The organism is Chryseolinea sp. T2, assembly GCF_037203685.1.
Lineage (GTDB): Bacteria > Bacteroidota > Bacteroidia > Cytophagales > Cyclobacteriaceae > Chryseolinea.
In genome coordinates this window covers 347,507-371,753 of record NZ_JBBCAU010000008.1, presented here as the reverse complement: position 1 = coordinate 371,753, position 24,247 = coordinate 347,507, and the positions used below count along the sequence as shown (strand labels likewise).

At 46.9% G+C, this 24,247-nt stretch carries 16 protein-coding genes and 3 tRNA genes; 12 read left to right on the top strand and 7 right to left on the bottom strand.

The window, feature by feature from the left end; all coding sequences use genetic code 11:
• Positions 1 to 7 precede the first annotated feature (7 nt).
• Entirely contained in the window at positions 8 to 1,018 is a 1,011-nt protein-coding gene (locus WBG78_RS24715; RefSeq protein ID WP_337329190.1) for an AraC family transcriptional regulator, read from the bottom strand.
• Positions 1,019 to 1,148: 130 nt separating this feature from the next.
• Here WBG78_RS24715 and WBG78_RS24710 point away from each other — a divergent pair, with 130 nt between their 5' ends.
• Positions 1,149 to 1,640, top strand: coding sequence for a hypothetical protein (locus WBG78_RS24710; RefSeq protein ID WP_337329189.1), 492 nt, complete (start codon positions 1,149 to 1,151; stop codon positions 1,638 to 1,640).
• Between the two features lies 1 nt (position 1,641).
• On the opposite strand, the gene WBG78_RS24705 is transcribed toward WBG78_RS24710, so the two are convergent.
• Positions 1,642 to 2,634: a cytochrome C gene (locus tag WBG78_RS24705; RefSeq protein ID WP_337329188.1), complete on the bottom strand. Its 993-nt coding sequence runs from the start codon at positions 2,632 to 2,634 to the stop codon at positions 1,642 to 1,644.
• 286 nt (positions 2,635 to 2,920) lie between these two features.
• Here WBG78_RS24705 and WBG78_RS24700 point away from each other — a divergent pair, with 286 nt between their 5' ends.
• The 4 genes from WBG78_RS24700 to WBG78_RS24685 all read left to right on the top strand — a co-directional run bounded on the left by WBG78_RS24700 (position 2,921) and on the right by WBG78_RS24685 (position 12,238).
• On the top strand, positions 2,921 to 4,441 hold the full coding sequence (locus tag WBG78_RS24700) for an alkaline phosphatase family protein (protein WP_337329187.1): 1,521 nt from the start codon (positions 2,921 to 2,923) through the stop codon (positions 4,439 to 4,441).
• Between the two features lie 80 nt (positions 4,442 to 4,521).
• Positions 4,522 to 4,857: a cupin domain-containing protein gene (locus WBG78_RS24695; protein WP_337329186.1), complete on the top strand. Its 336-nt coding sequence runs from the start codon at positions 4,522 to 4,524 to the stop codon at positions 4,855 to 4,857.
• Positions 4,858 to 5,276: 419 nt separating this feature from the next.
• Positions 5,277 to 11,570: a putative Ig domain-containing protein gene (locus WBG78_RS24690; RefSeq protein WP_337329185.1), complete on the top strand. Its 6,294-nt coding sequence runs from the start codon at positions 5,277 to 5,279 to the stop codon at positions 11,568 to 11,570.
• A 221-nt stretch (positions 11,571 to 11,791) separates the two neighbouring features.
• Positions 11,792 to 12,238 (top strand): hypothetical protein, encoded by a 447-nt coding sequence (locus tag WBG78_RS24685; RefSeq protein WP_337329184.1) that lies wholly within the window; start codon positions 11,792 to 11,794, stop codon positions 12,236 to 12,238.
• A 231-nt stretch (positions 12,239 to 12,469) separates the two neighbouring features.
• Here WBG78_RS24685 and WBG78_RS24680 read toward each other — a convergent pair.
• Positions 12,470 to 12,541, bottom strand: a tRNA-Thr gene (locus tag WBG78_RS24680).
• A 121-nt stretch (positions 12,542 to 12,662) separates the two neighbouring features.
• Here WBG78_RS24680 and WBG78_RS24675 point away from each other — a divergent pair.
• Both WBG78_RS24675 and WBG78_RS24670 read left to right on the top strand, forming a co-directional pair.
• Positions 12,663 to 13,130, top strand: coding sequence for an RrF2 family transcriptional regulator (locus tag WBG78_RS24675; RefSeq protein ID WP_337329183.1), 468 nt, complete (start codon positions 12,663 to 12,665; stop codon positions 13,128 to 13,130).
• 117 nt (positions 13,131 to 13,247) lie between these two features.
• Positions 13,248 to 13,883: a peroxiredoxin gene (locus WBG78_RS24670; RefSeq protein WP_337329182.1), complete on the top strand. Its 636-nt coding sequence runs from the start codon at positions 13,248 to 13,250 to the stop codon at positions 13,881 to 13,883.
• A gap of 647 nt (positions 13,884 to 14,530) precedes the next feature.
• Here the strand turns inward: WBG78_RS24670 and WBG78_RS24665 are convergent.
• Positions 14,531 to 14,612 (bottom strand) — tRNA-Leu (locus WBG78_RS24665).
• 343 nt (positions 14,613 to 14,955) lie between these two features.
• A tRNA-Leu gene (locus WBG78_RS24660) sits at positions 14,956 to 15,039 on the bottom strand.
• Between the two features lie 180 nt (positions 15,040 to 15,219).
• On the opposite strand from WBG78_RS24660, the gene WBG78_RS24655 reads away from it, so the two are divergent.
• Positions 15,220 to 15,747 carry a GNAT family N-acetyltransferase gene (locus tag WBG78_RS24655; RefSeq protein WP_337329181.1) on the top strand — a complete coding sequence of 176 codons (528 nt, stop codon included), beginning with the start codon at positions 15,220 to 15,222 and terminating at the stop codon, positions 15,745 to 15,747.
• Between the two features lie 84 nt (positions 15,748 to 15,831).
• On the opposite strand, the gene WBG78_RS24650 is transcribed toward WBG78_RS24655, so the two are convergent.
• The gene (locus WBG78_RS24650) at positions 15,832 to 16,617 is read right to left on the bottom strand and encodes an XRE family transcriptional regulator (RefSeq protein ID WP_337329180.1); all 786 of its coding nucleotides are present in this window, start codon (positions 16,615 to 16,617) and stop codon (positions 15,832 to 15,834) included.
• A gap of 523 nt (positions 16,618 to 17,140) precedes the next feature.
• On the opposite strand from WBG78_RS24650, the gene dinB reads away from it, so the two are divergent.
• The 4 genes from dinB (at position 17,141) to WBG78_RS24630 (ending at position 23,559) form a co-directional block, all read left to right on the top strand.
• Complete coding sequence (gene dinB / locus WBG78_RS24645; RefSeq protein WP_337329179.1) at positions 17,141 to 18,334, top strand: DNA polymerase IV; 1,194 nt, start codon at positions 17,141 to 17,143, stop codon at positions 18,332 to 18,334.
• A 17-nt stretch (positions 18,335 to 18,351) separates the two neighbouring features.
• Entirely contained in the window at positions 18,352 to 18,888 is a 537-nt protein-coding gene (locus WBG78_RS24640) for a 2'-5' RNA ligase family protein (protein ID WP_337329178.1), read from the top strand.
• A 142-nt stretch (positions 18,889 to 19,030) separates the two neighbouring features.
• Entirely contained in the window at positions 19,031 to 20,530 is a 1,500-nt protein-coding gene (gene recQ, locus WBG78_RS24635) for a DNA helicase RecQ (protein ID WP_337329177.1), read from the top strand.
• Positions 20,521 to 23,559 (top strand): DNA polymerase III subunit alpha, encoded by a 3,039-nt coding sequence (locus WBG78_RS24630; protein ID WP_337329176.1) that lies wholly within the window; start codon positions 20,521 to 20,523, stop codon positions 23,557 to 23,559. The genes recQ and WBG78_RS24630 overlap by 10 nt, the downstream gene beginning before the upstream one ends.
• Here WBG78_RS24630 and WBG78_RS24625 read toward each other — a convergent pair whose 3' ends face one another.
• Complete coding sequence (locus tag WBG78_RS24625) at positions 23,560 to 24,045, bottom strand: hypothetical protein (RefSeq protein WP_337329175.1); 486 nt, start codon at positions 24,043 to 24,045, stop codon at positions 23,560 to 23,562.
• Positions 24,046 to 24,247: the final 202 nt, after the last annotated feature.

Below are 24,247 nucleotides of genomic sequence, written 5' to 3'. Positions count from 1 at the left end.
TTGAAGTCTAAGCCTGTCGATCATCCAGTAAACGACCAGAGTTCCTATACTGCATCGGAGTCATGTTGTGTTGTTTTCTGAATGCCGTATAAAATGATGATACAGTATTGAACCCGCTTTCAAATGCTATGCCCTCAACTGTATACTTGTCACTATCCGATATCAGCCTTGCTTCGGCATGCCTGAGTCTATGCGACGTAAGAAGTTCGGAGAATGTCTTATTGAATGTACTGTTCACCGCGCGCGAGACAACATAAGGTGGCACCTTGAGCAGCTGTGCCAGCCCGGAAACATTCAAAGTAGGATCAACAAAGATCCGTTCTTGCGTTAGCAGTTGTTCAATCCGAATTCCGACGTCGCGGTATAAATCAACTACCGCTTTCTGTTTTCTCGGTGGCGTGAACAAGCGCGCATGGCCAATGGCCCACCAGCTGAGACCATAAAATATGACGGTAGCGGAAAGAACGATGAGCCGGTAAATCAGGGGTTGATAAAAAGTAAGCTGCAAACCAAAGGTGATACACAAAATAAATGTACCCGCCGTGACGTACCATACCCATCGCCAGGCGTCATCGTCCGATCTGTGCGACGATCGGTTTCTAATCAACCAAACGGCCGTCGCAATCAGATATATAAAGAGATGGACCGTAAATATCCGATAGACGATCCAATGGCCCATGATTGCAAAGCCAAGAGCAATGACACCAGGAACAAAATGCAATAAATGAATACGTCTAAAGCGGAAACTGCTGTCGAACAAGGCAAGTGCAAATAGAAGCGTAAACGGTCCGGCCCACGACATTCCTAGCAACCCCACAACGTTAGCCGGGATCATAGCTTCGGGAATCACAAAAATCGTTACCGACTTGCCAACCCTGAGAGCAAGCGACACGAGCAACCCCGACAACATCAGATTTGAAAGCCGGTCGCTCACCCGAATCAGTACTAATGACCAATACAACGCGTGTGCGCACGCAGCCATGCACAACGCGAATACCAGGATCATAGAAGAGCTCATGTGTCGATTGTTTTTACGGGCAATGACACTACAATTTGCCAATAACTACTACAGATTCGCGAATCCGAATGAAGTTTCTGGTACTAAGAGTGATTTTGCTTTCAAAAATACAACACCAAAACACAACGCCATGAAAACAAACAGACGGACTTTCATACAACGGGCAGCACTGTGTGCCGCACCGTTCTCGCTCCCGGGCTACCACATTCAACACGCAATGCAGGAACGTCCCGCTCCTTTAAGCGGAGATCTCGTTCTTGATTTCGTAAGAAGTGCCCATCACGATCTCGCACGGGTAAAAGAACTTCTCGAAAAAGAACCAAACCTGTTAAATGCCACCTGGGATTGGGGCAAAGGAGATTTCGAATCAGCCATTGGCGCAGCAGGTCACATGGGACTCGTCGACATGGCTGAATTCCTCATCTCCAAAGGCGCCCGCATGGACATCTTCGTTGCCACAATGCTCGGTAAACTGGACATCGTAAAGCCGATGCTCGAAAACTTTCCTTCTCTAAAATCATCCAAAGGTCCGCACGGAATCACGCTCCTTTTTCATGCAGAAAAAGGAAAGGAAAGAGCGAAACCAGTTCTGGATTATCTGAAGTCTATTGGGGCGAGCTGATTTACTGCCCGGCAGCAGCAGGCGTGAACTTTGTTATCTCACTTTTATAACCGGGAAGTGATCTTAAGTAGGTGTATATCGCACCCAGATCTTCTTCCGTCATGTTCGCATACATCATCCACGGCATGATCGTATTGAATTCACCAGCAGCAACAGTCGGAGGTGTGTACGAAGAGTCGGCGTAAGCCTTGAAGCGCTGAATGAAAGCGCTCCGATTCCACTTTCCAATGCCGGTTTCAGGATCCTGGGTTATGTTAGCAGACCTGATCACTGAGCCTCCGGGCATGCCGAATTCACGACCGCCCGAAAATGCTTTCTCACGTATGATCTGATGCTGATCATTGGTCGGAGTGTGACATTCTATACACCCGCCAGCGTTTGCCATATATGCGCCATACGCAACCGTGTCAGACAGCAGTGGTCGTTTTGTTGGAGTGCCTTTAGCAGGCATAGTGCGCAAAATGATGTTTACGGGGAAATCCGCAGATGACTCAGGAATCTCATTATCAATGGGCTCAAGTGTCCGAAGGTATGCAATGAGCGAGTAGACATCCTCTTCATCCATCTGTCCATAGTACGGATAAGGCATCACCGGAAACATCGCATTTCCCTCTTTGGTAACACCACTGGTGATTACTCTGAACAATTCACCATCGGTATAACGGCCGATACCTGATGGAGTAATATTCCGCGAATAAAATACACCGGGAAAGCCTACTGAATGATCGAAACGTTCACCCCCTTTGCCCATTGTGCCTGGAATTACCGGGCCGGAGAACTTATTCCAGTCACGAGTCGAGTGGCAATCCATACATACGTTGACAGCGTTGGCGAGATATCGGCCGCGCTCAATACGTTCTGCTGTTAGCTCCACTTTTAATTCAGGAGCCTCTCCTACATTAGGAAATGCAGACACTACATAAATAAGAACACCACATAATAAGATGACAATGGCGCCGAGAACAACGCCAATTACTTTCAAGGCTTTTTTCATGCTGGGGGTTTTGTTAGCCAAAATTGAATCTAGCCACGAATACAGTCAAATGCAATATTGGGTCTATTGTAAAGGCATTTTTCGCGTACCAGTTTCGTTGTAACGGGATTTCCTTCCGGACGTTGCCTGTATCTGCGATATATATCAAACTAAAATTCAGGTATTGCAGGTCTTTCCATGTCCACGTATAGCCCACAGGTGGCCGCCCGCTATGCAAGCGGAAAAGCAAAGATGCCATAACATTTTGTTTACGTATATTCTGCTATTTACCGGGCAAATGAACCACGTGAACAATCTTAGAATCGCCATCATCACAGCGGGGTTACTGCTCCTTGCCATCAGTGGATTTTCTCAGGCCACTCCAGATACCGAGACAAAAACATTGGTCGTGCTCTTCGATGGCCTTCGACCCGACTACATCACCGCTGAGGCAATGCCTAACCTTTACGCATTTTCAAAAGACGGATGCTATGGTCTGCAACATCACAGCGTGTTTCCAACGGTAACACGCGTAAATGCCTCATCATATTCCTCGGGCAGCTATCCTCAAACCCACGGGCTTATGGGTAACACCGTGTACTTCCCGGAGGTAAATCCTACCAGTGGATTGAATACCGGCAACTATAAAGACTTGTTCAAAATTTCAGAAGCTACGCACGGTCACTTGCTAACGACAATAACTCTTGGTGAAGTGCTGGCAAAGCACAACCAGAGAATGATGGTCTTCAGCTCAGGGTCGCAGGGTCAGGCGCTAATGCAAAACCATACGGTAAGTGGTGGAGCGATTGTTAATCCACAACTTATTCTTCCTGAATCCTTCAAGAACGACGTTATCCGGGAAGTTGGTCCGATACCTACAGGCAAAGTGGATGGAGTCGTGCACCGATGGATCACAGATGCCTGGATGAAATTCGGTCTGGCACCCGACGGTCCATTAGTTAGCTCCATCTGGTATGCCGATCCGGATGGAGTTGCTCATGATGCCGGTATGGGTGCACCCACTTCAATGGAATCAATAAAAGTGGTCGACGCGGAATTCGGACGAATTCTCGCTGAGATCAAATCAAGAAATCTGTCAGATAAGATAAACATCATCGTTTCTGCCGATCACGGGTTCATTAGCCACAACGGAAAGATAGAACTCGAAGATTTTCTGATCGCTAAGGGTTTGAAAAAGGCAAAAGACAGTGAAGACGTTGTTCTGGCCGACAAGGCCATCTTCGTCGCCAACCATGATCCGGCTATTATCCAGAAAATAGTTTCGGCGCTTCAGGCTGAACCCTGGGTCGGCCCTGTTTTCACAAGGGGCAAAGCTGGTGACATGAAGGGTAGCGTAGCAGGAACGTTATCCTTTGAATCCATTCACTGGAATCATCCTGCGCGTGCAGCAGACATACTGATCGACAACAACTGGAGTTCTGAAAAAAATGAGTTTGGATATGCAGGCACGAGCACATTTGTGGGCGTGGCTGGTCACGGTGGATTGAGCCCCTACGAAGTTCACATTGCGTTACTGGCCAGTGGTCCTGCTTTTAAAAAGAATTTTACAAGCGAGCTGCCCACCTCGAACGTAGACATTGTACCTACAATCCTGGCGATTAACAAACTCCCCATTCCAGACGAGATGGACGGACGCGTAATGAATGAATTGCTTAAGAACGCTCAAGCAAACGAAAAAGCACGTGTAGTAGAAACAGCAGTCACAACAGCGATTCCGGGTGGTCAGTACAAAGTCACCCTCCAGCGAACGGTTATTGGGAATTTCAGCTATGTGGACAAGGCCACAACGGTAAGAACGATCAAATAATGGCGTTGTATAACTGCCAACTGTCGTTGCAATAAAGAGTTAATGTTTACCTTGGTAAATTCTAACTTTTAGAAATCCAAATGCCCGTACAGAAAGCAGCCAATGTAGAGCCCCATGTCTTTCGCGAAGGCGCCAGCCGGACACTGGTGCACACAGAGAATCTTATGGTCGTAGTCATCGACTTCTTTAATGGGCCCTGGAGCGAACCGGATCCATACCATCATCATGTTCACGAGCAGATCACCTACGTTGCGTCCGGTGAGATTGTATTCATGTGTAAAGGAGAGCCGGATCAAAATCTGCAGGCTGGCGATATGTTCTCGGTGCCTTCAGGGGTGCCGCACACCATAAAGCTACTGTCTGCAAAAGCAAGACTTGTTGATAGCTTCTCGCCTGTGCGGGAAGACTTCTTGTAGATCAAGGCTGCTTGTTATTAAGATGAGCATTCAAAACCTATAAGATCTCTGGAGGTCCATCACATACTTTCAAAATGAATACGTACGGAAACTTTTACTGAACTTTAATGATCGCTTACTCAAGTACGCGCAACGAAAAATTTGCCCCTGCTTTTCTTGTTGGCAGGTTGATCGTCATATGATTTGACTTCAATGCATTCATTAAGAACAAACTCTTCATTGAATAGCCTAAAGTCTCTGCATATCATGATGCTTGTCACTAAAGATTTATAATCACGAGACTATATTAATTATCTCGTTTGCGTCCGGCAGGCAAGCAGGGCTCCGAAGAAAAAATATCAGTTTTTAATCTGAACCCACCGACCTCGGCACATTCGATTGCCTCGGTTAATCGAACACCTCATTAAGTTTAACTGTTTATGAAAAAAGCATTACACAGCAAATGTTTGATTTGTGTGTATGCGCTTTCACTTTTTGCCACTAGTGTGAGCGCACAGACTCCGCCGGCGGGATTCGCCACCGTTACTGTCTCCAATCAATGGACTGAAGCAGTTGGTCTCACCTTCAATCGGGACGGTTCAAAGATGTTTGTTTGGGAACGAGCCGGAAAGGTTTGGGTTGTCGCCAATAATCAAAAGCAACTGATGCTGGATATCAGCGAAGAAGTGGGCGGATGGTGGGATCACGGCTTGCTGGGGTTTGTATTACACCCGCAGTTCGAGCAAAACGGATACTTCTACATCCACTACCTCGTAGACAGACACTATCTGATCAATTATGGTACGCCTGCATATAACCCGGCAACAAATGATTTCTATAGTGCGACTATAAGCAGGGTAACCCGATACACAGCCACTCCATCAGGTAACGGATATACTGTGGATCCTGCCAGCAGAAAGATATTACTTGGAGAAACGAAGACGACGGGACCAGCTTCCACAGACCGAAGTCACGTTGTGGGAGCCATCGCGTTTGGAACTGACAATACGCTGCTGATTGGGGTCGGTGATGGTGCGGCAGCGAATACTGACCTCGGTAGTTATTCCGGTTCATTCTACCAGCAGGCTTTAGACGACGGTATTCTTACACCACAATTGAACATTGGTGTTTTCCGCTCGCAGGTACTTGATTGCCTCAGTGGAAAAATCCTTCGTATCGACCCTGAAACCGGTTTGGGTATCCCTAGCAATCCCTTTTTCGATCCGTTGCGACCCGATGCTCCTGTTTCAAAAGTTTGGGCACTAGGATTACGACAACCCTTCCGAATGTTCCACAAGGATGGGACGGGCAGTCATAGTCCTGAAGACGGAGACCCGGGAGTGTTTTACATAGGAGAGGTTGGGTACAATACCTGGGAAGAACTGAACGTGATGGATAAGCCTGGAATAAATTTTGGCTGGCCAATTTATGAAGGTCTGACTCCATCACTGTTTGCGACAATCAACATGGCAAACACATTTGCACCAAACCCATTGTACCTTACCAGCGGATGCAGTCAACAGTATTTTAACTTTCAGGATCTGATAAAACAGCAAACACCATCAGGTACCGCTACATTCAATAATCCCTGCAATACTTCACAAGGGATACCTTCATCAATCCCAACTTTCGTGCATACCCGGCCATTGATTGACTGGAAACATGGTTCAGGTCCTTCAAGGACGGGCACATTCAGCGGCAACACCGCTACTGAGGTAAACATTGGAGCTGCGGGTTCTCCGGTATCGGGTCCGCAGTTCGGCGGAAGTGCTTCGGTGGCTGGTGTCTTTTATGCTGGTACCGATTTCCCGGAGGATTATCAAAACACATTTTTCTTCGGTGATTATAGTTCAGGATGGATTCGGAATCTTAGGGTAGATGGTAATGACCGTCCTGTCGCTGTAAGAAATTTTATCAACAGTGGCGCCACGGTAGTTTGTATGGCCACCAATCCGACCGGCGAGGGTCTCTACTACGTAAACTTTGGATCTGAAATAAGGAGAGTCTATTACACTGCGAATCGTCCACCTGTGGCTGTTGCCTCTTCGGATAAAACGTTTGGCCCCACTTCTCCTGTGCTAATCCAGTTTACGGGGAGCACATCTTCCGACCCGGAGGGTCTGCCATTGACTTATTCCTGGGACTTCGGCGATGGGTCGGCGCTAAGCACAACCGCCAATCCTTCTCATACTTTTTCTGCACCACCTGGAGTACCAACAAAGTATGTTGTAAAACTGACCGTTCGTGATAATCAAAATGCAACAGACGAAACAACTATAAATGTATCGGTTAATAATAAACCACCTAACGTCACAATTACCAGTCCTGCAGATGGTACGTTATATCCAATGACGGGAGAAACAATATATCAGTTACAGGCTGATGTCACTGATGACGAACACAGCGCTGCGCAACTTTCGTACGCCTGGCAAACAATTCTTCATCACAACCAGCATGAGCACCCCGATCCTATCGATACTTCGCCATCCACCACAACGCACATATCTCCGTTAGGATGTGATGGTCAAACGTATTATACAAGGATCGTTCTTACAGTTACTGATGCAGCTGGTGCCTCCACCACTAAAGAGGTCAGAGTTTATCCGGATTGCACTGGTATCATGCTTAATCCCGAAATAACCTGGCCACCGCCGGCAGCCATTACTCAGGGAACTGAGCTGGGTTCGTCACAACTGAATGCATCGGCTAGTTACAATGGTACCACAGTAGTTGGAACATTCGAATACGATCCTGCTCCGGGTACAGTACTGAATGCTGGCGATGATCAACCGCTGAAGGTAACTTTTACTCCATCGAATACATCACTGTTCAACGTCGTCTCCAAGACAGTAACCATCGATGTACAACCGGGATCCAATGCAATTTATAGAGCCATTAATCTGAATGGACCAGCGCTGCTTATCGATGGCTTCAGTTGGGAGAATGGATCTGGCGCTCCGAACCTTTCAATCACCAATGGCACAGCCTTCTCCAACCAGGGCGTGACGCTCGTGCCCGCCACTGATGCGAACCGCGCTACTATGATTCGATCTTCCGTTTTCGGCCAGACATGGGGTGTTACACTTGGAGCAATTCCGGCAGGTACCTACCAGATTTACCTGTACATGTGGGAAGACAATAACCCTGAAACTTTTTCAATCTCTCTGGAAGGAACACCTGTGCTGTCAAATTACAACAGCGGAAGTACCGGCACCTGGAGAAAACTGGGACCATTTCAGGCGATCATTAATGACGGTGCAATAAATCTCGGCTTTACAGGCGGTTCATCGAATTTGTCAGGGTTGGAAGTGTGGCGCATGGGGACGCCGCCGTCAAATCAGCCGCCTATAGTTAGCAATGCAATACCCGATCAAACTACATCTGCCAATGCATCGTTTAACTTTACTTTTGCTGCAAATACGTTTTCCGATCCGGATGCAGGTGCTACGCTTTCTTATGTTGCAGCACTTTCTCCAAGTGGTTCATTGCCTGCCTGGCTAACGTTCACACCTGCAACACGAACCTTCAGTGGTACACCCGGACCGGGAGACGTTGGCACAATACAAATTCAGGTTACCGCTTTTGATGGTATCGCCGGTGGAACAGTAAGTGATGTTTTCGCACTCACTGTTAATCCTGGAGCGGGACTCACATTGTATCGCGCTATCAACATAAACGGGGCTGCATTAACAATTGACGGAAACAATTGGGAGACCGGAATAGGGGCACCCAACCTTTCATTTACTAACAGTACAGCATTCTCCAACCAAAGTGTCACACTCGTACCAACGACCGATGCAAATCGCGCGACGATGATCAGGTCTTCAGTTTGGGGCAGCAACTGGACAACAACGATTGGAGGAGTTCCCGCCGGCACGTATCAGATCGCCCTGTATGTCTGGGAAGATAATAATCCGGAAACTTTCACGATCTCTTTGGAAGGGGCGGTCGTGCAATCAAACTACAATAGCGGATCGACAGGAACGTGGCGACGACTTGGACCATACCAGGCCACTATCAACGATGGAACAGTAAGTCTCGGGTTTACAGGCGGAGCTGCTAACCTTTCTGGAGTTGAGGTGTGGCGAGTGGGCGCACCGACGGGAAACCAACAGCCGGTGGTCGCCAATCCTATCGCTGACCAAAATACCAACGCGGGAACGCTCTTTAATTTTGCTTTCCCCACCAACACTTTTACTGATCCCGATATCGGATCAGTACTTTCGTATTCAGCATCACTTTCACCCAGTGGTAGCCTTCCATCCTGGCTAAGTTTCACTCCAGGCACGCGTACCTTCAGCGGTACACCGGCAGCTGCTGATGCAGGGACATTGCAAATACAGGTAACTGCATCCGACGGTGCAGGAGGAAGCGTCAGCGATGTATTCTCACTGACTATAAATCCGCCGGCAGCTACAACACTTTACCGTGCAATCAATTTAAACGGACCTACGTTAACAATTGATGGCTATAACTGGGAAGCCGGAACCAGCGCTCCCAATTTGTCATTCACGAATAGCACTGCATTTACAAATCAAAGTGTGACGCTGGTCCCATCAACCGATGCAAATCGTTCAACGATGATACGCTCCTCTGTTTGGGGACGTGGCTGGACAGCAACGCTCGGAGGAATTCCCGCCGGCACCTACCAGATATACTTGTACATGTGGGAAGATAACAACCCGGAAACTTTTTCAATCTCTCTTGAAGGAACGGTGGTATTGGCAAATTACAATAGTGGATCAACAGGAACGTGGAGGAGGCTCGGTCCCTATCAGGCGACCATCAATGACGGAACAGTGAGCCTCGGATTCACAGGCGGATCGGCCAACCTTTCGGGACTTGAGGTATGGCGTGTAGGGACACCGGCACCTAATCAACCGCCGGTGGTCAGCAATGCGATACCCGATCAAAGTACCGTCGCCGGTTCGTTGTTTAACTTTGCCTTTGCGGCCAATACGTTTTCCGATCCCGATCCAGGTACAGCGCTTTCCTATTTTGCATCGCTATCCCCAAGTGGTTCATTACCCGCCTGGCTAACGTTCACACCTTCAACCCGAACCTTCAGCGGCACACCACCTGCCGGAGATGTTGGTACATTACAAATTCAGGTGACCGCTTCTGATGGTGTCGCAGGCGGAACAGTTAGTGACGTTTTCACGCTCACCATTAATCCCGCAGCGGCGGCAACATTATATCGTGCCATCAACCTAAATGGACCTGCCCTGGTTATTGATGGAATTAATTGGGAGACGGGAACAGGCGCGCCGAACCTTTCATTTACTAACGGTACAGCATTCTCCAACCAAACTGTCACGCTGGTACCTACGACCGATGCGAATCGTACGTCAATGATTCGATCTTCTGTTTACGGCCGTACCTGGGGAGTTGCCCTTGGCGGAATTCAAGCCGGCACCTACCAGATATACATGTACATGTGGGAAGACAACAACCCGGAAACTTTTTCAATCTCTCTTGAAGGAACAGCCATACAGTCAAACTACAATAGCGTAGGTACAGGTGTCTGGCGAAGGTTGGGACCTTATCAGACAACTATAAACGACGGCACTATAAATCTGGGATTTGTTGGTGGTTCCTCCAATCTGTCAGGACTAGAGGTGTGGCGTGTAGGGGCACCGGTAGGAAATCAGCCGCCAATTGTTGCCAATCCCATTGCTGACCGAAGTATTAACGCAGGTTCTCCGTTTAATTTTACTTTCCCTCCAAATACATTCAGCGACCCTGATATCGGAACTATTTTCAGCTATTCATCATCCCTATCACCTGGTGGTGCATTACCCGCATGGTTAAGTTTCACTCCTGGCACGCGAACATTTAGCGGTACGCCAGGTACCGGAGATGTTGGCACACTTCAGATACAAGTGATCGCATCTGATGGTGCTGGCGGAAGCATCAGCGATGTGTTTGCATTAACGATCAGTCCTCCTGCAGCTGCTACGCTGTACCGCGCAATCAACATAAACGGACCAGCATTGGCAATTGATGGCAACAACTGGGAGGCCGGAACAAGTGCTCCAAACCTATCATTCACGAATAGCACGGCATTTACAAATCAAAGCGTGACGTTGGTCCCATCAACAGATGCAAATCGTGCAACGATGATACGCTCCTCGGTTTGGGGGCGTGGCTGGACGACAACACTTGGTTCGATCCCTGCAGGCGTGTATCAGATCTATGTTTATGTTTGGGAAGATAATAATCCGGAAATCTTCTCCATCTCTCTCGAAGGAACTGTGGTACTGGCAAATTACAACAGTGGATCAACAGGAACGTGGCGGAGACTCGGTCCGTATCAAGCTACCATTAATGACGGAACGGTAAGCCTCGGATTCACCGGTGGCTCTGCTAATCTTTCGGGACTCGAAGTGTGGAGCGTCAATCAACAAAGCGCTTCCGGACGTGTGGCCCTTGAAGCTCAGGGGTCATCAACAGTAGAACAGGAAGAAAGTAATGACGCGCTTTTTACGGCATTTCCAAATCCATTTTCAGACAAAATCAAAGTCAACTTCATTGCCGAGGAATCTGGGGCAGCAGTTCTGAGTTTGTATGACACGCGCGGTGTCGCTCTCAGAGTACTTTTTGAAGGAACAGTGACGGTCGGACACCCTAAGACTCTCGAAGTAGCAGCAGACAACCTGCCAGATGGCGTCTATATCCTTCAGTTGTCAACCGGGCGAAGAATCAAACGCATCAGAGTAGCACTTTCAAGATGACAAAATCAATAATTTTTAAATTAATCAATATGCATTGAGTTTGATAGCGGAGTATTGTTATCACAAATCATCCCGAAGCATTTATCTCCGGGCGTCATCAATTGCATTTTGGCGCCCGGAAATACCAACATTGGTGATCAAGCATTGATATTGCTGTCAATTAGGAGTAGTATTACTCAATTAAATGCAGGCGCATTGCAAACACTACTCAACGACAAATTATGAATGTTGCAGACATAATTGGCCAGTTCAAATCGGGGAAAGCATCTGCAAGAAGTCATATGCGGAACCTGATTGAGATCGCTGCAGCTGATGGCAATCTCGGATCTGAAGAACAACGTCTCCTTGAACATGCTGCTGTCAGGAACAATATCACAGCAGAACAGCTAAAAGAGATTCAGGATAATCCATCACTTCCGCGCTTTGTTATACCAACCAGCAATCGCGACAAATTTTATCAGCTTTATGATCTTGTTCATATGATGTCGGTCGACAAGAATGTGCACAGCGAGGAGATGCGCTTGTGTGAAATATTTGCCCTTAAGTTCGGCTACAGAAAAGAAGTAGTACGCGAAATGATCGAGATGATCACCCGTCACATAGAACAATGGAGTGGCGCGAAAGAAACGATGGATGCAGTGTTAGCTAAGCTGAAGGTCTACGAGTAGCTATTCATTAATCACGTAGAATCCCGCAGCACAAAAGCCGCAACATAAACCAGACCAATGGTATTTGAACTCATGTTCGGCTGCAAGCTCCAGTGACATTCCAAAACAGTTTCAATTGACACGTCGAAAACGTATTTCAAAACCATGACAACAGAACTGTAGTACATCGATTCGTCAACTGAGTCGACTTGGCAAAAAGAATTATGAGGATGCCAGGCGGAAATATTAAAGAGCCGAGAATGGGATTTGAACCCACGACCTGCTGTTTACGAAACAGCTGCTCTACCCCTGAGCTATCTCGGCTTAATTTTGTCTTCTTTATTCGCGCCTGATTAGTGGAGGTATATCGCAAACTAGCCACTTCCCTTAATCTTATACAAATCATGCCCTCAAAAAATCGCGAAATGGCATTAAATTGACGGCCATGCTATCGAAAAAATGCAAGTATGCAATCCATGCGTTAGTGCACATGGCCAAGACACCCGACGAAAAGTTTCTCATTAAAGACATTTCTGAAATCTGTAATATTCCAAAGAAGTTCCTTGAAACGATATTACTCGATCTTAAACGCGCGGGTATTCTTGGGAGTAAGGCCGGCAAGGGCGGCGGTTACACGTTACGAAGAAAACCCTCAGAAGTTAACCTTGCAGAGGTAGTACGATTATTTGATGGTGCAATTGCTGCGGTTCCCTGTGCGACTCATAAGTTTTACGAGCCATGTGAAGAGTGTTTAGATGAAGTAACATGTGCGGTACGTCATGCCTTTTTGGAAGTAAGAAATGCCACGGTCGAAATGCTGAAGGCGGATACCCTGGAAAAGCTCGTCAAAAACGAGGGGCGCCTTAAACTGAAGGCGCAAAAGGCACCCGCTGTCAGAAAGAAAGATTCCTAGTTCCAGCTGCTAATAACTATTTTACCGATAGGCAATAAAGAAATTGCCTAACTTCCGGGCACTAAATAGTTCGATTGCTAGTTTAACATTCATTATTCAACCATAAAATCTATAAATATGTCACTTCGATTAGGCGATGTAGCACCTGATTTTACTGCCGAGACAACAGAGGGCACAATCAAGTTTCACGAATGGCTGGGCAACTCCTGGGGCGTCCTGTTTTCACATCCTGCTGATTTTACACCTGTGTGTACAACTGAGCTGGGGGCTGTTGCTAAACTGAGAGGTGAATTCGACAAACGAAATGTTAAAGTGCTGGCACTAAGTGCAGATCCGCTCGATTCTCATCGGAAGTGGATTGGTGACATCAATGAGACTCAAAATACCGTTGTGAACTATCCATTGATAGCCGATCCTGAATTCAAGATTGCAAACCTATATGACATGGTTCACCCGGCTGTCACGGACAAATTCACGGTTCGTTCCGTGTTTGTGATTGGTCCTGATAAAAAGGTAAAACTTACGATTACCTATCCCGCTGCTACGGGTCGTAACTTCGATGAGATACTCCGGGTTATTGACAGTCTTCAATTAACTGCTGGTTACAGCGTGGCAACCCCTGCGAACTGGAAGCACGGTGAAGACGTAATCATAACAGCAGCGGTGAAGGATGAAGATGTTGCAGCAAAATTCCCTAAGGGACACAATCGGATTAAGCCATACCTGCGCACCACGCCACAACCTAACCTCTAAGAACAGGGCTTATGCCCTTCTTTGGGATTATTTGGAAACGTAAATGACATTGGCCCGTTCTCAGTTTGGGAATTAGCCAATGTCATTTCTTTTGAGTCGGAGCGCCCTCGTGCCGGTTGCCGGGTCATTTTAAAAAGTTTTATTCCGCTCCACCAAACAATCTTTTTTCGCCTTCCCTCTTCCGAGAACGTTTGAGATAACGATCAAAGGCATCAAAATGCCGCTCGTCAATGAACCTACCGGGCCTCATCATCGTTAAAATACCATTCAGCACCCGGTCGAGTAGAAATTTCTACAATAAAGAGTAGGGGTATTCGTCTCTAAGGGTGTCAATTAGGTAACAGGATGCTTATGGAAAATAGGATTAACCTCGCTCCGCTACCCAACAGCTACCTACAGCACTTCTCAGTAGCGCAGTTGAATCTTAACTCGCTCATTCGGGAAGAAAGAATGCTAAAGCGGTTGGTGCGCAGCAGACAGCGCCGCGCAAAGGTCCAGTAGCGGCCAACGAAACCTTTATTTATAATTTTGAGCAAGCCAGGCTTCAGGTGAAGATAATTTGCCGGGTATAGGTGGAACTTGCAAAAATAACGTACGGACTTATGATGCTGCGCCCTTCGCAAGACCATACGTCCCATACGTTATCGTGCCGAAGGCGGGACTCGAACCCGCACAGCTTGCGCCACACGCCCCTGAAACGTGCGTGTCTACCAATTTCACCACTTCGGCAAAAACAATTTGAGACCTTCATCATTTTCCGACATCAGGGCCAAGTGACTCTCTTCCAGAATCTCTTGTGAATTATGCGGTTTAAAATCCGCTTAGAAGGTCCCGTCGGGCGGCAAATCTAGAAAATTTTGAGAAACAAACTCATTGGGAATGCTGATTTGTTGTCTTGTAAAGAAAATAGAAAAAGTGGCAGGACACAGGCAGTCAAACGAATACGGAGAGCCCTGCTGAAGCTCCCAAGCCAGCGGCAAATCTAAAGCTTGCCCTGATCAGAACCGCTGTAAATAAAGTAGGCCCGGAAAAGAATTTCCGAGCCTAAAACTCTGAACCTTTCGGTTTCACGTGCCCAGGACTGGACTCGAACCAGCACACCGGTAAAGGCACTACCCCCTCAAAGTAGCGTGTCTACCAATTTCACCACCTGGGCATTAAATAGGGCCGTTGGGCCAAGGGCGACAAAAGTAACAACCTTTCGATACTAAACAAAGGAATTACTGAAATCGCGCGGCGATCGCTTGCTGGTTGATATTCTCCTGGCAATGTCGTAGGAGCCTCGCCTACTTGCTACCTCATTAAATTGCGTGATATTGCGAATCAACAATTTCTTATGCGCTATCGGATTGCAGACCTAAATGATCTGCCGGGGATCGTTAACCTTTACAAAGCTGTCGCCCGGGTTGAAGGCGGAATCGCCAGGCTTGAACGCGAGGTATCTGAAGACTATGTAAAGAACTTCGTTCTGCAAAGCCTGTCGACCGGCTTAATCATTGTTGGCGAACATCCGGAAAACCCGGATGAGCTCATTGCCGAAGTTCATGGATATAAATCGGGACTTCATGTGTTTGGGCACGTCCTCGGTGATGTGACGCTGGCTGTTCATCCACATCATCAGGGTAAAAAGATCGGCCGCACAATTCTCACCATTTTCCTGGAAGAGATTGCAAGAAACAGAACTGATATCGGTAAGGTTGAATTGATAACGCGCGAGGGCAACCTTCGGGCTATCAACCTTTATCAATCACTGGGCTTTCGAATTGAGGGCCGTCTGGAGATGAGGATCCGGACACCCGAGAAAACTTATGAGGCTGATATTCCAATGGGCTGGCAAAACCCGAACTTTGAATTCGACTTTTAATGTTTGAGGCCATCGTGATTCTTCACTAAAATCAAATCACGGGTTTACTTTTCGAATTGTTGATTCATCAACACCACCGGCAGATCATTTCCGTCTTAACCTGCTGAGCTCCTCCTGTAACTGCACAATGGTATGAGCCATATTATCCGTTACCGGCGATGGTGCAATCTGAGCATCGGGAAACTGATTTGTAAAGAAGGCCTTGGCTGTCCATATCTCCAGCACATCACTCGCATCGACGGTATAGGGTGCGTATTGTCGATTGTCCGACACAAGCAATAACTTGCTCTTATCCTCCGAAAGATTGAATACCCGCTTGAATACAATCCCGTCCTGACGCGTCATGATGATATAAAGCTTTCCGTTCTTTATTCCGTCGATTGACTCAAGGTATTCTCCAAATATGATGCTACCTGGCTGGATGGGTATCATAGAATCTCCCTGAATCTCAAATGCGCGATACGTCCTGTTGCGAGGTAATACAGGGAGACTAATTTTTGGAAGCTCTTTAACAAATTCCACGTCCTGATAGCCCGACATGTAGCCTGCAGAAGCCTTTTGTGTGACGAGCTCAACATTCTCCCGATTCTGACTGTCGACAGTAATTGCCAATACTTCGCGGCCCCGACTGACAGCAATACGCTTCCTTTCCTTTTCCGGCGACTTACTTAAGTCCTGTCTTACGAGGTCGTCCAGATTCACATTAAAAATCTTCGACAGGTCGAGCAGAGATGCCAACGGAGGCGTGGCCCGCTCCTCTTCATATGCGCCTATAGCCGCCTGTTTCAGACCGAGTTTTTCTGCGAGCTGCTTTTGGGTAAGCCCTTGCTGCCCCCGCAAAAACTTCAAATTCTTGTTGATCATTGCCATAGCGTAAAGATAAGGTTTACTAGTCAGTGGTTAGATTGCTTCATTGAATTGAAAATATCATCCGCCCCGGCGAGGTCTGGCTCACCATTGCAGGATCTGCAATTTTCGGTCTATTATATATAAAGAATTCCCGCGTGTTTCTTTTGCAATGCTTTTTCAGGATAGAAAATTAAGTCAACACATTCTTTCCACGTAAAACAGGCTGTGATCATACTCCCCAATCGTTGCGTACACGACCCCTTAAGAAGATCTGCATTCTCAACAATACATTTTATTTCATAGCCTTTAAATAAACATCGTCACTCAAACAAACTGGAACGAGTTCTAAATAGGCATGCATCACATTTTCACCCAGACAGCCATTATCATTCTCATTTCAACAACGTCCAACACTAGTACCACCCTTCCCTAGTAAAACGGGAAAGGTGGAAAGTGTTGCTATGGCAAAAACAACGATGTAAAACTAAAAAAAATAGATTCAATGTCAAATTGAAATACTAATTATTTTAGTTTACTTGGTGGTGTGGATCGGAACATCATTCATATGGACCTCGATGCGTTTTTTGTCGCTGTTGAGCGTCGTAACAACCCGAAGCTTATTGGACTTCCACTGATTATTGGTGGTTCAAGTCGTCGTGGCGTTGTAGCGGCCTGCAGTTATGAAACCCGAAAGTTCGGCGTGCATTCGGCGATGCCCATGTACCTGGCGTTGCAACTTTGCCCCGATGCAAAAGTTATTTCAGGCGATGTTGAATCGTACAGCAAATGTTCCCATGAAATCACTGAACTGATTGCTGAATCGGCACCGGTCTTTGAAAAAGCCTCTATTGATGAGTTCTATATCGACGCAAGTGGAATGGACCGGTTCTTTGGGGCATTTAAATGGGCCGTCGAACTACGACGCAAAATCATAAAAGCATCCGGACTTCCGATCTCTCTTGGAATGTCTGTTAACAAGTTGGTGTCTAAGGTTGCAACGGGTGAATTTAAGCCGGATGCTGAAGAGCAGATACCCGCCGGATCGGAGCGCGACTTTCTAGGACCATTGTCGGTAGAAAAGATACCCATGATCGGCAAACAGACCGCGACCTTTCTTTATGATATGGGCGTGCGCCGCGTGGAGACGTTGCGTGAAATGCCACTGCATTTTCTTACGAGTGCATTTGGTAAGAATGGAGTCAGCCTGTGGAATAAAGCGCATGGGATCGACGAATCGCCGGTGGTACAGTATTCCGAACAAAAATCCATTTCAACTGAATGCACCTTTGACGCGGATACAACAGACGTAAAAAAGCTCAATGCTATAATGGTGGCGATGGTAGAAAAGATCGCCTTCCAGCTCCGCTCTCAACACAAGCTTACGTCGTGTGTAACGGTAAAGATCCGCTATTCGAATTTTGACACCGAGACAAAGCAGGTGCACATCCCCTACACGTCTTCCGATCATATACTGCTCCGCGCCGTATCAGACCTTTTTAGAAAACTATATAGCCGGCGGATGCTGATCAGACTTGTTGGCGTGCGGTTAAGTGGTCTCGTGCATGGGAACCACCAAATCAATCTGTTCGACGACACAACGGAATCGATTCAACTTTATGAAGCGATCGATAAGATTAAACATCGCCATGGTACGGAAAAAGTTGTTCGCGCAACTACGCTCGGAGTAAGTCGGCGAATCCGAATGGAGATGAACATGTTTAAAGGTAACCTACGATAAACTTAATTAGAATGACTATGGAATCTCTTAAAATTAACCTGTCAGTTGAAGAGCTCGCATTTGTGATCTCGCCCCCTGGTCACATAAAGAGTGACGTTGGGGTTTTAAAAGATGATGTACACTTCCTTATTGGTCGCCCCTTTGACGACATGTACACCAAGGCGCATGTTGGCCTCTTTAAGTTTAATGAGTGTGCATACTTCGACGACATCACACAGCATGTCGCAGATGCGGCTACCCGGTTCGACGCATTCAACATCTTCTTGAAAGATCTCACGATACTGTACACTGGATCGACCCGAATGATCGCCATGAACGTTTTAAACAAATATCCTGTTCGGGAGATCTTTGAAAAACTGGTTAGAAAAAACGATCGATATGTTCCATACATCAGTATTGCATCACATCTCACTCCCTCAGATTTACTTAAAGCATGGCCATATCTGAAAGACTTCACATACAGTCAGCATTTCACGTGCGATCACATCGCTGTTTATGCAAGGACAGGAAAACAGTGGACGCTTTTCAAAGAAATTCCTTTCGGGAATAACTAACGCGACGAGAAGTAGTATTCTTTGTTCTACACGCTCACAATTGAGCAATCACAACAGGTGTAAGTAGTGCCAAGGCTCTGCACCTATTCCATTTCATATCAAGAACGTTGTCTCATGTCAATCACTTTTAACCGTTGTACCCATGTCACCATTACAAATCTTACAAGAAAAATTTGGACACACATCCTTCAAATTTGAACAGGAACGTATTATTAACGCCATTCTCGATAAGCGCGACGCCCTGGTGTTGATGCCAACGGCTGGTGGAAAGTCACTTTGCTACCAGGTCCCTGCACTAATATTCGGCGGACTCACTGTTGTTATTTCTCCGTTAATCGCTCTTATGAAAGATCAGGTCGATAGCTTAATATCAAATGGCATTCAGGCGGCATACCTGAATTCTTCGCAGCCGCGATATGAGCAGGAGCGTATACTGCAGCGCGTGCAGCTTCAATCGCTGAAGCTCCTTTATCTGGCACCCGAGAGTATTTATTTAAAGCGGCTCAACAATTTGAACGTTAGCCTGATCGCAATTGATGAGGCGCACTGCATATCGCAATGGGGCCACGATTTCCGGCCAGAATATCGGATGCTTTCCGACCTGAAAGCAATGTTACCCGATGTCCCGGTAATTGCGCTGACGGCTACTGCTGATGAAATTACGCAAAGGGATATCATTGAACGTTTAGCACTTCGTAATCCCGAAGTTTTTATCTCAAGTTTTAATCGCACCAATATTCGGTATCTGATCGAACCGAAAAAGAACAGCTATTCGCGCGTAGTTGAGTTCTTACGGCGGCATAACGAGGATTCAGGTATTATATACTGTCTGTCGCGCGTCGCTACGGAAGCGCTGGCTACGCACCTGAGAGAAAATGGATTTCATGCACTTCCCTATCACGCAGGGATGGACCGGGCCATGCGATCGCGAAATCAGGAAAAGTTTCTAAATGATGAGGTTCGCATTATCGTTGCAACGGTCGCGTTTGGGATGGGGATAGACAAACCCAACGTGCGTTTTGTTATCCACATGGACCTTCCAAAAAATATTGAAAGCTATTATCAGGAAACAGGAAGAGCAGGTCGTGATGGGCTTCCTAGCGAAGCACTTCTTCTGTTCAGTTTTGCGGATGTTGTAAAATTGAGGAAGCTCGTAGAGATCGAAGGAAACGCAAGGGTATCAGAGGTGTTCATCACGAAACTTCAACAAATGGCAACGTATGGAGCGCTTCACACCTGCCGCCGAAAGTATATTCTCAACTATTTCGGTGAGGAGGCACCCGAGCATTGTGGGAACTGTGACGTCTGTTTGTCAAACCCAGAGCGCTCAGAAGGAACGGAACTTGCTCAGAAAGCCCTGACGGCAATTGCGGGTCTGCGTCAACGTTTTGGATCCGGTTATGTGGTTGATTTCCTGCGCGGCTCCAGGGCAGGTAAGATAAAAGCACAGCATCGGACCTTAACAACGTATGGCATAGGCGCCGGAATTTCGCGCGACACCTGGCATGCAATCCTAAATGATCTGATTGCCCAGGGATATATTGAGCAATCTACAGGCGAGTATCCTACGTTAAAATTAACTCGGCGAAGTGCATCTGTCATCCGGGGAAAGGAAAAGGTAATGATCGCACCATGTACCTGAATACACACTCAGCATATAGCTTTAAATATGGTACGATGCAGGTGAAAGACCTGTTCGAAGAGGCACGGCGTTGTGGTGTTCGCAAACTCATCCTGACGGACATTAACAACACCGCTGCCTACATCGAAATGATCCGCTATTGTAATGAGCAACGTCCAGTGAAGGGTTCATTGAACCGGTTTGGTGACGAGGGCTACGACCTTCAGATAACAGTTGGCATTGAAATCAGAAAAGGCAATGAGCTCCTTTACATATTAATTGCCCGGAATAACAAGGGTTTCGAAAAGATAAACCGGTTTTTGTCGTTCCATAATCTCAACGATCGTGCGCTGCCCATGCGGGCACCTGAGATTGAGGATTCGTTCGTTGTTTACCCATTCCGAAAAGTTTCACCTGAACAACTTAGAATTAACGAATTCATTGGTGTGCAATCTCATGAACTGGGGCCACTCATGTTTCATGAGCCATACCGAGACAGTCCTAATAAATTTGTTGCCTGGCAACCTGTTACGTTTGCTGGCAAGAGAGACTTTAACACGCATCGACTATTACGCGCCATTCACCACAACACTCTTCTGAGCAAGCTGCAATCAGATGAACACGCCCGCCCGGATGAGATCATGATTCCTATAAACTCATTAAAGAAAAAATTTGCGCAATTCCCAGACCTCATTGTAAATGCAGAGCGCATCGTAGCAGAGTCATCAATTCATTTCGATCTGCGCACCGACAAGAACCTTAAATGCTTCGGTAAATCCGCGGGCGACGATTGGACGATGCTGAAGCAACTAACCTGGAAAGGATTCGAGCGCAGGTATCCTGCAAGAACAAAAGAACTGGACGATCGAATTGAACGTGAACTTCGCGTGATCCAATCCAAAGGCTTTTGCGCATACTACCTGGTTGCACATGACCTCGTAACTTTTGCCACGCAACGGGGATTTCCATTTGTGGGTCGGGGAAGCGGTGCTAACAGCGTAGTTGCCTATTGCCTAGGGATAACAAACGTGGATCCTATTGAGCTCGATCTCTATTTTGAGCGGTTCCTCAACGATGAGCGTTCGTCGCCGCCTGATTTTGACATTGATTTTTCATGGGATAACCGAGACGCGATTTACGAGTACATTTTTAATCGCTACCCTAAGGACCATGTCTGCCTGCTCGCGACTCACGTGACATACCAACGTCGTTCGATGATACGCGAGCTCGGAAAAGTATTTGGCCTTCCAAAAGAAGAAATTGAAGACCTGGTTGAAAACCCGTCGATGCGTGGTGAACGCGACGATATAACAGGGCTCATTATGCAATATGCCGAACGAATCAAAGACCTCCCTTCGAACATTTCTATCCACGCAGGCGGCGTGCTGATAACGGATAAACCAATCTTTGCATATACTGCCCTGGACCTGCCACCGAAGGGCTATCCGGTATCACAATTTGAAATGCATAATGCGGAGGACATGGGCATTTTTAAATTTGACATCTTGAGCCAACGAGGCTTGGGACATTTGAAAGAATCCGTTTTACACGTTAAACGCAATCGCGGTATCGATGTGGATCTGGACCGGTTCAGCGACTTCAAAGACGACGATGGTGTAAAGGCAATTTTGCGTGAAAGCCGAGCCATGGGATGCTTTTATGTTGAGTCGCCGGCAATGCGAATGCTGCTTGCCAAGTTAAGATGCGACGACTACATCACACTGGTTGCAGCAAGCTCGATCATTCGTCCCGGGGTGGCCCGTTCCGGCATGATGCGCGCCTATATCGAGCGGTTTCATGCCGTGAAACGTGGTGAGGGCTATACGTGTATTCATCCGACCATGGATACTCTGCTCAAAGAAACATATGGCGTAATGGTTTACCAGGAGGATGTGATTAAGGTCGCTAACCAATTCGCCGGGTTGTCTCTTACCGAAGCGGATGTAATTCGTAAGGGAATGTCCGGAAAATACCGATCGCGTCAGGAATTTTTCCGCGTGCGGGAAGGATTTTTTAAGTCGTGTCGTGATAAAGGATATAGCGACAACGTCATCGATCGCGTGTGGTATGAGATCGAGAGTTTTTCTGGTTATTCTTTTGCAAAGGGGCACTCGGCAAGTTATGCGGTGGAAAGCTATCAAAGCCTTTATATGAAGGCTCATTATCCTCTTGAGTTTATGGTCGGTGTGATTAACAACTTCGGAGGCTTCTATCGAACAGAATTTTACTTCCACGAAGCGCGCATGCTGGGAGCCCGAATTCTGGCTCCGTGCGTCAACCACAGTGAGCGCCTGACAACAATCCATGGCGATAATATTTTTATCGGCTTCATCCATTTAAAAGGATTGGAAGAACAGCTTGCCAAAAAAATTGTCACAGAACGACTACGAGCTGGCGCATATACCGACATGGAGAATTTTTTGGAGCGCATAGCTACTGGGTTGGAACAAGTGCGAATACTCATTCGTGTAGGATCTTTTCAATTTACCGGGAAAAGTAAACAACGTTTGCTTTGGGAGGCTATGCTTTATTTTGGCAAAGGTGAACGGAAACAAAAGGCTGTGCCAAAATTGTTCGATACAGAACCGAAAGCTTATCCATTGCCTGCGTTGGAACGACATGAACTGGAAGACGCATTCGAGGAAATAGAACTGTTGGGCTTCCCACTTTGCGACCCTTTTTTATTACTCAACACTACGGACCGTGGTGATTCAACTGCAAGAGATCTCACATCGAAAATTGGGTCCTGTGTACACATCGTCGGATATCTGGTTGCAACGAAGGACACTAGTACGACGAAGGGCGAATCAATGCACTTTGGGACATTCAATGACATGAATGGCGACGTTTTTGACACCGTCCATTTTCCGGACGTTGCCAAACGTTGCCCCTTTCGCGGTCGGGGATTTTATGGAGTTTGGGGAAGAGTGACCGAGGACTTCGGAGTGCCGGCGTTGGAAGTAACCAGCATGGAAAAACTCCCCCTCGTAAACAAACGTGCTGAAGAATTTCTGCGAGAGTCTGTCTACGAGGAGAAGTCAAAATTGTAACTACTTCACCAGAGGTACTCTTCCAATGGTGCCATCAAACACCACTTCCTCTGAAGTTTGAAGCTTTGTTGCTGTGGCCAGCTTGTTCTCGTCGGTTCGAGGTTGGATCGAAACCTTGCTGTCCACCAACAAAAGTGGCTTACCGTTAAAAGTTGCAGACAAGAGTTGATTCTCGCCTAAGTTACCTGGAAAAAAGTAGTCGTTACCAGGCGATTTTTTAACAATGCGTAACTCCAATGCGTCGCCACTCTCGAAAGTGTAAGACAACGCAAAGACGTCCTCGCCCGCAGAACGGAGGTTTGCCATCTTCACAATGTAGCTGGTCTTTGTCTCAGCTTTGTACTGATCCACCGACCCCATCGCAAAACCTGATGTACTCTCGCTTGAGAAGTCGATCCCCCATTGAGGAGATGCCTTCTCCTCCTCCGTACTGCATGCTCCCAGAAAAACTGAAAGACTTAGCAAAAGTAATAGTGTTCTTTTCATACTCGTTCGCGTTTTGTATGGCTAGCAAATAGCGAAAGTTGGTGTTCAAGTGGGGTGGTTCTCTCGACCAACGCGAGTTTCAATCGACGACAATACATGTAAGAAACGCGTAGGAAGTAACCCGAAAAACAACAAAAAATTAACTCGTTCGGAAAGCCGAAACTGGCGATAAATCACCTGGTATGCCGTCAAATCGACACAA